Source organism: Paraburkholderia silviterrae (assembly GCF_004353915.1).
GTDB classification, from domain to species: Bacteria; Pseudomonadota; Gammaproteobacteria; order Burkholderiales; family Burkholderiaceae; genus Paraburkholderia; species Paraburkholderia silviterrae.
The window spans coordinates 66,444-79,806 of the sequence record NZ_SMRP01000020.1; the positions used below are offsets into that span (position 1 = coordinate 66,444).

Consider the following 13,363-nt stretch of genomic DNA (forward strand, 5'->3'; position numbering starts at 1 on the left):
CGAATCAGATCTGATGACGCGTTGCACCGGGCTTGAAGCGCGAGCCGAGCCGATAGCGGTTGCCCGGGTGCACGAAGCGCACGAACGTGACGGGCAGCCCGTTGGTCCATGTCCGGCGCGTGAGCGTCAGGCACGGTTCGTCAGCGCGCATGTCGAGCAGTTTGGCCTGCTCGGCAGTCGGCATCGTCGCATCGACGACATGCTCGATCTCGAGCTCGTAATGCGAGACGTTGTTGTACAGATACTCGGACGGGGGCTCGGCCTGGAAGTCCTGATCGATGAAATTCGGCGCGGCGGCCGGATTCACGTACCGTTCCTCGAGCTGAATCGGCCGGCCGTTCTCCTCATGCACGCAAACCACATGGAACACGGGTGCATTGACCGGCAGGCCAAACGCAGCCGCGACCTCGGACGACGCGAGCCCGCGCGCCTGGCTGATGACGTGGCAGCGATATTGATGCCCGCGCGCGTGGATCTCGTCGCGCACGTGCGCGATCATCAACAGATTCGATTGCGGCTTTTCCTCGGCGACGAAGGTCCCGACGCCAAGGATGCGCTGCAACGCGCCTTCGTCGGTCAACTCGCGCAGCGCCCGATTCACGGTCATGCGTGCGACGCCAAGCTCAGCGGCGAGATCGAGTTCCGAGGGAATCCGCTCCCCGATCTTCCAGTCGCCGGTTTGAATGCGCTTGCGAACGAGTGCTTTGATCTGCTGAAACGGCGCGTCGACCTTTTTGATCATCGAGGGTCCTGCCAGGCGGGCGGCGAAAAGGGAGATTCTAGCGCCTGCGCGCTCGCCAACAAAATGGCCAGCGTCGTATCAGCGATGCTGGCCAGGCTGCAATGTCTTCGAACCTTCGAGTATTGACGACATTGGCGGGCGTTGCGAATCGCCTAAGCGCCCGAAAGCGCTCCAGCAAGCTCCCGCAGCAACTTCGCGCCATCCCCGCGCCATGCGCTGCCGTGCATGCACGCAAGCGTGGACGGCGCGGTGGCAATCAGTTTATCGAGCAGCGCTCCGGCATGCCGGGTGTGCGAGTAGTAGTCCATCTCGTGCCGGAATGCCTCGCTGGGGCCCAGAATGTCCGACTCCGTGAGTGCCGGCAGGTCCGCTCCAGGCTGGGTAAGGAGATCGCTGCACAGCAATGTGCGGGTGCGCTCTTCAAAAAGGACCCCGCATTCCCAGGCATGCGGAAGGTGTGGCGTATCGAGCCAGCGGATGCTATGCGATCCTAACGAAATTAGCTCGCCGTCAGCGAGTGCCCTGGGCGCCCTGTCTGCGAGGTCCTCGATCGATACGAGGGCGGCCACCGTGCCGCACAGCGGCGAAGACTGCGGCGCGGCCGCCAGCCATTCGTTGAGCGAGCCGCACTCGTCGGCCTCGACATGGGAAAAGGCGATGTAGCGCAGCTTCTCGATCGGCAATACGCTTGCGGCCGCTTCACGCACCAGCGGGAACATCCTGCGCGGGCCCGTGTGGAACAGCAGCGGTTGATCGTCGAGAATGAGGTATTGGTTAAACGAGAAACCCTGCGCGCCCACGATCTGAACGGGTGTGTTGATGCGATAAATCCCGTCCGCCACCTCGTGAACGTTCGTTCCCGATTGCCGATTCGTAACGGTCATGGAGCACTCCAAGCCATACGTAAGGAAGACACCCATTAAACATTGCATGGCTTCGGGCGTCAACGTCCGTGCCAGGGCCTGTTCACGCCAATAACAGGCCCTCAAGCCGCAGCGCGGCAGGCGATGCTTACGAAAGCCTTCCGCCCGGCCATGAAATAACCCAGCATGGCATCGCGCGCGACACAATATTTTCCTTCCCGGATCGTCAACACGGGTATGGAACCGCCGCCCACCCCAAAACCGCTGACCGCGCAGGATCGCGAAATCGCCGACGCCGTCGCCCGCGAGCGCCCGAGGCTGCGCAATTTCATTCGCCGCCGGGTCATCGATCAAGACGAAGCCGAGGACATTCTCCAGGACGTTTTCGAGGAGCTGGTCGAGGCGTGGCGCCTGCCGGACCCTATCGAGCAGGTTGGCGCGTGGCTGTTTCGTGTCGCGAGAAACCGCATCATCGACCGCTTCCGCAAGAGGAAGGAAACACCGCTGCCGGACGCCGCGCAGGAGGACGACGAATACCGGCTGGATCTCGCACTGCCCTCAGCCGATGGCGGACCCGAGGCTGCTTACGCTCGCGCGGCGCTACTCGACACCCTGCGCGCCGCACTCGACGAACTGCCCGCAAACCAGCGTGAGGTCTTTATCGCCCACGAACTGGATGGGCGCAGCTTCAAGGAGATGGCGGCCGCGACCGGCGTTGGCGTCAACACGCTGCTGGCGCGCAAGCGATACGCGGTGCTGCATTTGCGCGAGCGCCTGCGCTCGTCGTACGACGGCCTGGAAATTTGAACCGAAGGAGAACTGAATGATGTTTCGCCGAAAATTTTTTGCCAAAGCCCTGCTGATCTTGCTGAGCATCGCGCTATTGGGCTGGATCGTCATGGGGCTGTGGAACTGGATCCTCCCTGCTCTCATTGTCAATGCCCATGCGATCGACTATCCGCGTGCGATCGGTCTGCTGGTTCTCTGCCGCATCCTGTTCGGCGGATTCCGCGGGCATGGCGGCTGGCACAAGCACAGGCAATGGCAGCAGTGGCAGGCCATGACGCAGCAGGAGCGCGAGCAGTTTCGCAATGGCTCGGCCTCGGCTTCAAGCCAGAGCGGGGGGAGCGGCAAATGACCCGACACGCCAGCGTGCCCCGCCAACCGCCGTTCCACATGGAGCCTGAAAAATGAACATGCTGAGCCCACATGAACTGGCCACACTGATGGTGGTCCATAGCGCACCCGATCAGATCGACATGACGCGTGTCGAACTCGATACCCTGCTGGATTGCCAGCTCATTTCACTGGAGCCGCGCGCGGGCGCCTGGCGCCGTCCGCTACTCACGCCCGCCGGTGCACATCTGCTGGAGGCGGCCGCGCGGCTGGAAGGCAAGCGATCGCGCAATGGCGTACCGTCGGAGGACGATAATCTGCTCTAGCGCTCGACAGACTGATGGACCACCGCCGACGCGCGGACTGAGATAATCACCCTTCTTCGATTCGCCCGGAACACCCCATGCCCGATGCCGCCGCCCGCTCGTCACGCGTCGCCCCACTCTTCGCCCTGCTTCCTTTCCTGCGCCCCTATGCGGGGCGCTGGGCGCTCGCGTTGCTCGCGCTCGTGACCTCCGCGAGCGCGACACTCGCGCTGCCGGTCGCGTTCAAGTACCTGATCGACCGTGGCTTCGCCAGCGGCGAGCGCACGCACATCGACCGCTATTTCATCGCGCTATTCGTCGTTTCGCTGATCCTCGCCGGCGCCACGGCGCTGCGCTTCTATTGGGTTTCGTGGCTCGGCGAGCGGGTGACGGCCGATTTGCGGCGCGCCGTCTACGACCACGTGATGCAGATGAGCCCCCAGTTCTTCGAAACCACGCAGACAGGCGAGGTGCTCTCCCGAATCACCACCGACACGACGCTGATCCAGGCCGTGGTCGGCACGAGCCTGTCGCTCGGATTGCGCAATGCGCTGCTGATGGTGGGAGGCGTGGCGATGCTGGTCACCACGAGCCCGGTGCTGTCCGGCTACATCATCGCGACGCTCGTGGTGGTGGTCGCGCCCATCGTCATCTTCGGAAGACGCGTGCGGCGGCTCTCGCGTGCGAGCCAGGACAAGGTCGCGAACGCAAGCGCACTCGCCGGCGAAGTGCTCAACGCGATGCCCACCGTGCAGTCGTACACGCAAGAGGTCTTCGAGACGCGGCGCTTCGGCGGCGCCGTGGAAGCGGCCTTTGAGACAGCGCTCACGCGCATCCGCGCACGCGCCGCGTTGACGGCCGTGGTGATCGTGTTCGTGTTCGCCGCCATCGTGTTCGTGCTCTGGCTCGGCGCGCAGGCGGTGCTGGCCGGCCACATGACGGCGGGCCAACTGTCCCAGTTCATTCTCTATGCGGTATTTACGGCGGGCGCCGTGGGCGCCGTCGCCGAAGTGTGGGGCGATTTGCAGCGCGCCGCCGGCGCCACCGAGCGGATTCTGCAACTGCTGGCCGCGCGCTCACCCGTGGCCGAGGCTCAAACGAGCGTGCCGCTGCCGGCTCGCGGCGAGGGCATCCGCTTTGAGAACGTCAGCTTCTCGTATCCGTCGCGGCCTGGCATCGCCACGCTCTCGGGGTTTTCGCTCGATGTGCGCCCCGGAGAGCATGTCGCGCTGGTCGGGCCATCCGGCGCAGGCAAGACCACATTGTTTCAGCTGCTGCTGCGCTTTTACGATCCGCAGTCCGGCAGCATTCTGATCAATGGTGTCCCGACGCGGGATGTCTCGTTCGCGGCGTTGCGTCAGGCCATCGGCGTCGTGCTGCAGGAGTCGGTGATCTTCTCGGGCAGCGTACTCGAGAACATCCGCTACGGCCTGCCCGACGCCACCCTTGCACAAGTGCAACGCGCCGCCGAAATGGCCGCCGCGGCCGGCTTTATCGAGGCATTGCCGCAAGGCTATGACACGTTTCTGGGCGAACGCGGCGTGCGGCTCTCGGGTGGCCAGCGTCAACGCATTGCGATCGCGCGCGCGATTCTCAAGGACCCGCCCATCCTGCTGCTCGACGAGGCCACCAGCGCGCTCGACGCGGCAAGCGAGCGGCTCGTGCAAACCGCGCTGGACAACGCCGCGCAGAACCGCACTACCCTGGTCATCGCGCATCGCCTTGCAACCGTGCAGCAAGCCGACCGCATTGTCGTTCTGGACCAGGGCCGCATTGTCGCGCAAGGTCGTCATACGGAGCTGCTGCAGAGCTCGCCGCTTTATGCCCAGCTCGCGGCACTGCAGTTTGGCGGGCTGCCCGCGGCGACGGTGGCAGACGACACCGTGCGCGCGAACGTCGGCTCTCAGTGAGGCCTTCAAGTGAGGCCTTCAGGATTGCGACCGCGCCTCGAGATATCCGACCCGCACGGGCGGCACGAACCACGCGAGACACAGGCCGGCCAGCGCAGCCACGGCAGCCACGGCGAGGCCGATGTGGATCGAATCCACGAGCGCGCTGCGCGCCGAATTCATCATCGCGTCGCCGGCATGGCCGGCGCTCACGAGGCGAGAGATCAGCGCGGCCTGGTCGGCGCGATCCACGAGCAGTTCAGGACTCGCAAACGACTTGAACCACTGCGTCGCCTGGTACGAGTCCAGCGAGCGATTCACGCCCATCGTGTAAAGGTGCCCGAGCAGCGCGCCTGTCATCGCCGTGCCCAGCATGCCGCCGAACGTGCGCAGCGAATGCAGTAGCGCCGTGGCAGCGCCGAGATGGTCTCGCGAGACGATCTGCTGCGAGCAGACCGTGAGGCTCGTGCCCACGAGGCCCAGCCCCAGGCCGCTCGCGCCCATGCATGCCATCCACACGAGATACGGCTCGTTACCGCGCAGGACGACCACCGCGAGGCACGCGAAAGCGGACAACGCGAAGCCTGCGTAGAGGATCGCGTTGGCTCTTCGCACGCGCGTGACCACGCGGTTGTTGACGACGCTTCCAACCGTCGTGCCGAGCAGGAGCGGCGTGATCAGCATGCCCGAGGCACGCGGCGACATCGCATAGCCGCCCTGGAACAGCAGCGGCACATAGAAAACGAGCGAGAACAACGCGAATCCGCCGAGCACCGACATCGCAAAGAGCGCACGAAGCTTGCGGTCGAGCAGCATGTCCACGGGGATGATCGGATAGCCCATGCGCTTTTCCCAGAAAAAGAGCGTCAGCGAACAGGCCAGCACGAGCACAGCCAGCACGATCGTCGATGTGCTCCATCCTTGCCTCGGCAAGAGCTCGATCGCTAGCTGCAGCGCGCCGAACGTGACGGCGACGACGAAAGCGCCGAGCCAGTCCAGACGCAGCCGCGCGCCATTGCGGGCATGACGCAGATGCGGCAGGAAGCAGTGCACGAAGACGAGCGCCACCACGCCCACCGGCACATTGACGAAGAACACGAGCCTCCAGCCCCCATGCTGGGTCAGCATGCCCCCGAGGGTTGGCCCGACCATGTTCGCAAGGCCAAACGCCGAGGTGACGAACACCAGCCAACGCAGGCGCAGCCTCGGATCGGGGAACAGGTCAGCGACGGTCGCGAACACCGTCCCCATCATGATGCCGCCACCGATGCCCTGCAGGCCGCGCGCTAGCACGAGAAACAACATGTTGGTCGCCATCCCGCAGAGCACCGATGCGAAGGTGAAGACAAGGATGGCTGCCAGCATGAAGGGCTTGCGACCGAACAGGTCACCCAGTCGCCCGAAGATCGGAATCGTGATGACCGACGCAAGCATGTAGGCCGTCGCGACCCATGCATAAAGCTCGAAGCCCTTGAGCTCCGCAACGATGCGCGGCATCGCGGTGCCAACGATGGTCTGGTCGAGCGCGATCAGCATCGAAACCGACGCGACTCCGAGCATCGCCAATACCGACTCGCGAAACGGCAGCAGTTGCCGACCTTGATCGTGAAGCCCAATGCCCGTGGCCATGGAGCGCTCCTTGCTGCTGATTTGCCAGGCGCGCCAGCGGGGTGCTGCGCTCGCACGCATGACTTGCCATTGTGGCCGCCAATATTGCTCTTCCCCAAGAGCGGTGGTGCGCTTCCCCGCAGACGAGCGCGACCGCTTGTGGCACCAGGCTGACGCCATGGCTCCGGGCTCGCCACACGTCACATCATTCCGCTGCCGCTGCCGCTGCCGGTACCGTTAGTGCCGGAAGACGGTGCGGACGTCACCGTGAGAGGATGAGCGAGACCCGCCGAGGACAGCAGCGAGACGGCAGCCGGATCGGGCATGCCATTGGCGTCGATAGCCCCTGCTGCCGCTAGCGCGCCCAGATCGCTGTCGACACCCGGTTGGCCAGCCGTAAAGGATGTCGTTAGAAACGCCGGTGCCGTCAGCGTGACCGAATAGTGCTGCTGTAGATTCGTGACGACTGCCGATTGCGCGGCCTGCACTTCGGCCTCGCTTGCCAGCACTTGCTGGAACTGCGGATTGGTCGGAAAACCCGCTATCAGAGCGCTCTCGCTCGTGCCGAGCTGCGAAGCGATGTAGACAAGCATCAGTTCGGTCTCTGGCGTCGTATTGAAGGTGCCACCGGCAAACGCCAGCGAATGCAGGCTTATGCCGCCAGAGGTCACAGTGAGGATGCAGGGAGGCGTGGCATTGAACGTGATCGTGTAGTGTCCGCCGCCGTCGGACAGGGTGGAGCCCGAACCCTGCACACAACTGAAGGCGACGGTCGCGCTGGCGAGCGCACGACCGGTCGCTGCCGTGCCGGATATGGCGACGCTTGGCGTCACGTTCGCGCCACCGCAACTGTCGAAGCCGATGCAGGTGTTGCCGCCACACGCGGCGAGCGTTGCGAAGGAGGCCACGCCAATTGCAGCCCGTGCCGGACGAACGAAACACGCGTAGTGAGTGTTCATGGTTGCCCGCCGTTGATCGATCTGGATAGTGCAATCGGTTCGATGGAACCGATCGACGCTACATACAATATAGCGCCCCATGCGTTGAGACCGTTCTACACTTCAATCACATTCGCCGGTGATATCCACTGACTAAAGGGCCTGTCGGCTCGTCCACTGGCGATGGTCGACCCATTGCCGCCGGTTGCCCCAGTGCAACCGCGCCGACGGCTTTCAGGGTGTAGCGGCCTGCGGACATCGCTCTCGCTCGGTGCGTTTCCAGTTTTTTGCGGCTTTCCCGTGCACGTCATGCGGACAGGTCAACACGTTTCAAAACATTCAATCCTCCATTGCGCCGCCAGTTGAGCGACACGACGGATAAGAATGCGCGCTTCGCGTTCTATGTCACACTCTCGTCTGACTATTTTGACAACGCACGGTTCGAGTGCACCGGAGTGTCGCCGGCCAATCACGGTTGCATAGGTCCAAGGTCCTATGACAAGCCTCCCGTGTGGTGCTAGGCTGCGAGAAAATACGCTCCACGTTCCGGACCGGCGCAGAACCGTGACACCTGATTGCACCAAGGGGACTCCTATGCTCTTTCTGTCGAATCCATCTATTTCGGTTGCGCGCCGCTGCGCGCTGGTCGTCGCGGTCATCGGCTTGTCCGCAGGCTGGGTGCCCACGTCCCGCGCGGACGACTCGAACACCCCGGCGACAGGACAGGCCGTGCCAAGCGGTGCGTCGGTCGACACGGAAAGCGGCACCATCAGCCTGATCGACCAGAAGAACGCACTCATCGTCGTGACAGTGCCGGGCCACGATGATCTGAGCTTCAGCGCAAAGGATCACCGCGACGTACTTAATGCAGTCAAGGTTGGCGACAAGCTCACAGCAAGCTATATGGAGCCGTACGTCACCGGATTGACGCCCGTTGGAGGCGCGGCGCTCACACGGCTGAACCACACTGCAAAGGTGACCCAGCATTCGCCCGGCGCCGACCAGGAAAGCTTCCAGGTGCTCCGGGTCTTCAGTGGCGTAGCGGAAGTCACCGGCGTCGACCGCAAGCTCAACCTCCTGACTGTAGAGGACAAGTCGGGCACAGCCCGTTCTGTGCGGGTAAGCCGCCCTGACCTCGTCGAGGTGATGCTGACGCTCAAACACCATAGCCGCGTGCGGATCACCTACGAATCGGAGATGACGGTAAACACCTCTCGTTAGCGGCCAAGTTTGCGCTTGAATTGAATGGTTGTTTGTTGGCCCGAGCGGTCATGGGGGCGGGCTGGAATCCGGGTCAGCAATGTGGCAGATCGCTGACATTCGCGGCCATTCGCAAACTGGTGTCGACGAATGGCAGCTCTCATCGCTACCGAGGCGAAGAAAGGTGATATCGGCTTTGCGACGTCACTGTCACTTGAATGGCAGCGTACTGGAAAATTCATCCATTTCCATCGCGCGCGCAGCCAGCCGGGCGAGCTTGGGGAACGCACTCGCGTAAACGACGTCAGGCATCAGTGCCAACGAGGCGGACTGATACGTGATAACCACCATCACGTCGGCTTGGGAAAGCGCATCGCCCACCAGCCAGCCGTTACCCGCTCTCGACTCGAGCATCTGGAATCCCGCCAAAGCCTGCTGTCGCTGCGATTCGACGATCGAGGCAATCCGATGCTCGGGCGGCCGGAGCGACTCGTCATAGATGCCACTCAGCTTTCCGTAGATCGCGGAGGCTATACCGATGAACTGCAACGCATCACGCCGCTTTGCGCCGCCGGGCGCCAGCAATGCACGTTCGGGGCCGACCTCTTCGTGCAGGTATTCGATGATGTTGCTGCTGTCGTAGAGAATCGTGCCGTCGTCGAGCACGAGGGCCGGTACTTTTACCATCGGGCTGTAGGGGCGGATGAGTTCTTTCTGCTCGTAGGCGTGATAAGGCAGATGCTCAAACGGGATGCCGAGCAGTTTCAACGTAATGCCGACCCGGCGGGTATAGCCGGAAAACCATGGACCGATAAGCTTCATTGTTGATTCCTCGAAATTGACCGTGTTGAGATTCGCGACCGTTGTTCAGAACGCTTCCTTGAAAGGACGGAGATCGAGTTCGTGCGTCCACGCCGAACGGTGCTGACGATGAAGCGCCCAGAACGCATCGGCGATGGCGTCGATATCGAGCAGTCCGTCCGGGCCCTTGTGCTTGACGTGTTCTGCGAAGCGCGTATGCACCCGTTCTCCGTCGATGCCCCCGTCGATCACGACATGCGCAACGTGCAGGCCGAGCGGACCGAATTCGCGCGCCATGCTTTGAGCGAGCATCCGCAACCCGGCCTTGCTCGACGCGAAGTGGGCGAAGTTCGGCATGCCTCGAAGCGCACCCGTCGCCCCGCTGAAAAGAATCGAACCCCGGCCGAGGGGCGCAAAGCGCCGCGCGGCCTCGCGACCCACGAGGAAGCCGCCAAAGCAGTTCAGTCGCCAGAACGATTCGAAGACGTCCGCTTCCATCGTGCGCAGGTCGAGAGGCTGGTTGTTTCCCGCGTTGTATGCGACGAGGTCGGCGCTGCGGCCATTTTCGTCTGCCAGCATTGCGACGTCGAACAACCGGATCACATCCGCTTCGCGCGTGACGTCCATGACGACGGTGGTCGCCGAGCCGCCAGCCTTGACAATGCTTTGGCGCACGCGTTCGATCTTCGCTTCGGTGCGCCCTGCGACGATGACGTGACGACCCTCTGCTGCGAATCGGCGAGACAGACCGGCGCCTAGCCCCTGCTCCGGCCCCACTCCGATGACTACCGCCTTCGGGCGGTCCGCGACCGGCGTTTCTGCAGCAAAAGACATGGTTATTTCCTCTCCAAAATGAACATCGGCGCTGCCGTGCAAGCGGCAAGCGAGACCTTCCTGGTCCGACAGAAGCACCGTTTATGTTCGTCAACGATTGCGATGGGTGAACGATACCGGGCGCGCAGAATGGGATAAACAGCTGCTACGATTCCACATTGTTTCTGGAGTGAAACAATACAGGCAGGCATGAGTCAGCAAGCAAGGAGTCGGACCGTGGACAAGTTTCAGGCGATGCAGGCATTCATTCGGGTAGTCGAAAGCGGGACCTTCACCAAGGCTGCGCAGATGCTCGATTTGCCCAAGACGGCGGTCAGCCGCCTGATCATGTCGCTCGAAGCGGAGTTGGGCACGAAGCTGCTCAACCGCACGACGCGCAGGGTGTCGACGACGGCGGACGGCGGTGCGTACTACGAGCGCGCGTTGCAAGTCATGAGCGATCTCGCGGAACTCGAAGGTTCGATGTCCCATGCGAAAAGCAATCCTCGCGGACGCCTGCGTGTCGATCTGCCCGTGCCGTTGGGTCTGTCCGTGATCCTTCCCGCGCTACCGGCATTCGTCGAGCGTTATCCGGACATCGAGTTCCATTTTGGACTCAGTGACCGCCCGGTCGACCTCATCGCGGAGAACGTCGATTGCGTCGTACGTGCGGGGGAAATCTTCGATCAATCGCTGGTAGCGCGACAGATCGGGTCGGTCAGGCAGATTCTGTGTGCGACGCCGGCATACTGGGACAGGCACGGGCGGCCTTCGCATCCGTCGGACCTTGAGCATGATCATGTCGTCATCCGAACCATCGCTTCGCGAACCAACCGACCCTTTCCGATTGTCGTGGTAAAAGATGGTGAGCGCGTCGAAGTGCAGAATCGGCGCGGACTCACCTCGAACGACATCATGGCGTGTCTGACGATGAGCCTGGCCGGTCTCGGTGTCGTACACGCGTTGACCTTTTCGGCCACCACCCACTTTCGAAGCGGTGCACTCGAAGCCGTCCTGCATGACTGGGTATCGGATCCCGTTCCAGTGTTCGTCGCGTATCAGCCGAACCGGCACCTGAGCACGAAAGTTCGTGTGTTCATCGACTGGCTCGCTGCACTGTTTGCGGGAAATGAATCGACAGCAACGAGCGAGCGCGGCGCGAAGACATAAGAGAGGCTAACGTCAGCATTTGCCACCGGGCACAGTTGATCGGTCTCAACGGCACCACCGTGACGGGCCCGCCAATCCTGGAACCGACGGCGTGCTAATTCAGCGACGTTTCTGCATTGGAGAGCAGTTGTCCCTGAACCGCCTTTCGAGTCAGTGCGATGTCAACGGCCGCTTCCAAGTGAGGACCGGACTCGCGAATGTCGGTGTGACGGTCCGGGCGGATGACCCTTCATGGCCGACTCCTGTCTCACGCGGTCGGTAGCAGCCGACCCACACCGGACCTTGGACTCAGCGTGACCCAAGCGGCGGCTTCTTGGTGTCAAGCGGTCGCTCACGATGGCGTGGCGAAGGGGAAGCGCCCGAGCAAAGCGGCAACGTCCCACCACTGGATTGCCCTGCCACGCGCGCGTCGCGGATCAGCTGCGCGTCTGTTGCGCCTGCCCGCCCCCTCCAACGTTGATTGGACCCCTCGAACAATTGCTTGTCGGTTTTCTTCCCGCGGGGGTGTTTTCAACGATAAAGTTCTAGCAATGAGGCGGTTTATCGGGTCGGCAGGAATCTCTCGGGGGCGGTCATGGGAGACAAGAATGCTCTGGATGCGGTGGTTGTGGGTGCGGGATGGGCGGGTCTCGGCGTTAGTTATGCGCTCGCTCGGGCTAATATGCGGCACTGCGTTCTGGAGCGTGGCAGAATCGGCGAAACTTGGCGCACCCAGCGTTGGGATTCTTTCCACTTCAATCTTCCCAACATCTACAGTGTAATGCCTGGCGATAGTTACAACGGCGCTGAGCCGGAAGGATTCATGACGCACACGGCGTTCGTGACGCTGCTCGAAAACTACGCGCGACGCAACCAACTCCCAGTTCACACCGGCGTCGCGGTCTCAAAACTGGATTCAAGTAACGGGCTCTTTCGCGTTGTGACGCCGCAACAGACGTGGTGGGCTAAAAGCATTGTCGTCGCAAGCGGCAGCCTGAACCGGCCGCACCGGCTGGCTGCAGCCTCCGCATTGGTGAACGGCCCGATGCAAATCGATGCCTCGGACTACCGCAATGCAAGCGCCTTGCCCGCAGGGGCCGTCCTCGTCGTGGGCAGTGCACAGTCTGGCTGCCAAATCGCCGAAGATCTGATTCTGGCAAGCAGAGAGACCTATCTCGCGACGAGCCATATTGGCCGTATGCCGCGACGATATCGCGGACACGACATTGTCGTGTGGATGGTGAAGACCGGGATGTTCGACGTGCCACGCAAGGATTTCGTCGATGCGTCCGGCCGCGTGGCTGCTCGGCCCATGCTTGGCGCGTTGCACACAATAAGCCTGCAGTCTCTGAGCGCACAAGGCGTCGTGCTCCTAGGGCGATTAATCGGCGTGGAGGATGATCGCCTCGTCTTCGCCGACGACCTTGTCGAAAATCTTCGGTTCGGCGACCAGATTTCCGCGCAACTCAAAAGCCGTATTGATGAATTTATCGAGCTTGGCGGCCTTCCTGCGCCCGCGGCCGCTGAGGACGAGGCGGAGACGGTTGCTCCACGCCTACCCGAGCGACCTATCCTGCTGCTCGATCTCATCGAGCGGAACATTTCAACGATTGTTTGGTGCACAGGCTTTGGGGGTGACTTTGATTGGATCGACATACCAGGTGTTCTCGATGAGCGACGCCAACCGGTTCACGAAGACGGCATTGCTCCGATCCCCGGAGTCTATTTCGCCGGACTCGATTTTGCGTCCACACGCCGGTCGGGCACAGTGATGGCGATTGAAGGCGAGGCGCGGCGGTTCGTCGCCCATATCGCGGCACGCTGCACAAACTGACCGGATTCGATTTGAGTTTAGGTCCGCATACCCTTGATACTCCTGACCCGCCGCAGGTCAGCATCATGCGCGGGGAGCCGAGCGACTGCTTATCGTTGCAGATCA

13 protein-coding genes are annotated in these 13,363 nt (G+C 62.5%); 7 read left to right on the forward strand and 6 right to left on the reverse strand.

What is annotated here, in order from left to right:
- Positions 1 to 4: 4 nt before the first annotated feature.
- Both hutC and EYW47_RS29405 read right to left on the reverse strand, forming a co-directional pair.
- Positions 5 to 742, reverse strand: a complete 738-nt coding sequence (gene hutC / locus EYW47_RS29400; RefSeq protein WP_133198352.1) for a histidine utilization repressor — start codon at positions 740 to 742, stop codon at positions 5 to 7.
- Positions 743 to 894: 152 nt separating this feature from the next.
- Positions 895 to 1,626 carry an oxygen-binding di-iron domain-containing protein gene (locus EYW47_RS29405; protein WP_133198413.1) on the reverse strand — a complete coding sequence of 244 codons (732 nt, stop codon included), beginning with the start codon at positions 1,624 to 1,626 and terminating at the stop codon, positions 895 to 897.
- Between the two features lie 216 nt (positions 1,627 to 1,842).
- On the opposite strand from EYW47_RS29405, the gene EYW47_RS29410 reads away from it, so the two are divergent.
- The 4 genes from EYW47_RS29410 (at position 1,843) to EYW47_RS29425 (ending at position 4,936) form a co-directional block, all read left to right on the forward strand.
- Positions 1,843 to 2,412, forward strand: coding sequence for an RNA polymerase sigma factor (locus EYW47_RS29410; RefSeq protein WP_133198414.1), 570 nt, complete (start codon positions 1,843 to 1,845; stop codon positions 2,410 to 2,412).
- A gap of 16 nt (positions 2,413 to 2,428) precedes the next feature.
- Positions 2,429 to 2,743, forward strand: a complete 315-nt coding sequence (locus EYW47_RS29415; RefSeq protein ID WP_133198353.1) for a hypothetical protein — start codon at positions 2,429 to 2,431, stop codon at positions 2,741 to 2,743.
- A gap of 52 nt (positions 2,744 to 2,795) precedes the next feature.
- Positions 2,796 to 3,047 carry a hypothetical protein gene (locus EYW47_RS29420; RefSeq protein WP_240763979.1) on the forward strand — a complete coding sequence of 84 codons (252 nt, stop codon included), beginning with the start codon at positions 2,796 to 2,798 and terminating at the stop codon, positions 3,045 to 3,047.
- Between the two features lie 77 nt (positions 3,048 to 3,124).
- Positions 3,125 to 4,936 (forward strand): ABC transporter transmembrane domain-containing protein, encoded by a 1,812-nt coding sequence (locus EYW47_RS29425; RefSeq protein WP_133198354.1) that lies wholly within the window; start codon positions 3,125 to 3,127, stop codon positions 4,934 to 4,936.
- Between the two features lie 18 nt (positions 4,937 to 4,954).
- On the opposite strand, the gene EYW47_RS29430 is transcribed toward EYW47_RS29425, so the two are convergent.
- Both EYW47_RS29430 and EYW47_RS29435 read right to left on the reverse strand, forming a co-directional pair.
- Complete coding sequence (locus EYW47_RS29430; protein ID WP_133198355.1) at positions 4,955 to 6,544, reverse strand: MFS transporter; 1,590 nt, start codon at positions 6,542 to 6,544, stop codon at positions 4,955 to 4,957.
- Between the two features lie 179 nt (positions 6,545 to 6,723).
- Positions 6,724 to 7,482 (reverse strand): hypothetical protein, encoded by a 759-nt coding sequence (locus EYW47_RS29435; RefSeq protein WP_133198356.1) that lies wholly within the window; start codon positions 7,480 to 7,482, stop codon positions 6,724 to 6,726.
- 573 nt (positions 7,483 to 8,055) lie between these two features.
- Between EYW47_RS29435 and EYW47_RS29440 the strand changes: the two genes are divergently transcribed.
- The gene (locus tag EYW47_RS29440) at positions 8,056 to 8,682 is read left to right on the forward strand and encodes a hypothetical protein (RefSeq protein WP_133198357.1); all 627 of its coding nucleotides are present in this window, start codon (positions 8,056 to 8,058) and stop codon (positions 8,680 to 8,682) included.
- A gap of 189 nt (positions 8,683 to 8,871) precedes the next feature.
- Here the strand turns inward: EYW47_RS29440 and EYW47_RS29445 are convergent, their stop codons facing one another.
- Positions 8,872 to 9,483: a glutathione S-transferase family protein gene (locus EYW47_RS29445; protein WP_133198358.1), complete on the reverse strand. Its 612-nt coding sequence runs from the start codon at positions 9,481 to 9,483 to the stop codon at positions 8,872 to 8,874.
- Positions 9,484 to 9,528: 45 nt separating this feature from the next.
- Entirely contained in the window at positions 9,529 to 10,296 is a 768-nt protein-coding gene (locus EYW47_RS29450; protein ID WP_133198416.1) for an SDR family NAD(P)-dependent oxidoreductase, read from the reverse strand.
- Between the two features lie 216 nt (positions 10,297 to 10,512).
- Here EYW47_RS29450 and EYW47_RS29455 point away from each other — a divergent pair, with 216 nt between their 5' ends.
- Both EYW47_RS29455 and EYW47_RS29460 read left to right on the forward strand, forming a co-directional pair.
- A complete protein-coding gene (locus EYW47_RS29455; protein WP_133198359.1) occupies positions 10,513 to 11,445 on the forward strand; it encodes a LysR family transcriptional regulator in 933 nt (310 codons plus the stop codon).
- A 574-nt stretch (positions 11,446 to 12,019) separates the two neighbouring features.
- Positions 12,020 to 13,258, forward strand: a complete 1,239-nt coding sequence (locus EYW47_RS29460; RefSeq protein WP_133198360.1) for a flavin-containing monooxygenase — start codon at positions 12,020 to 12,022, stop codon at positions 13,256 to 13,258.
- Positions 13,259 to 13,363: the final 105 nt, after the last annotated feature.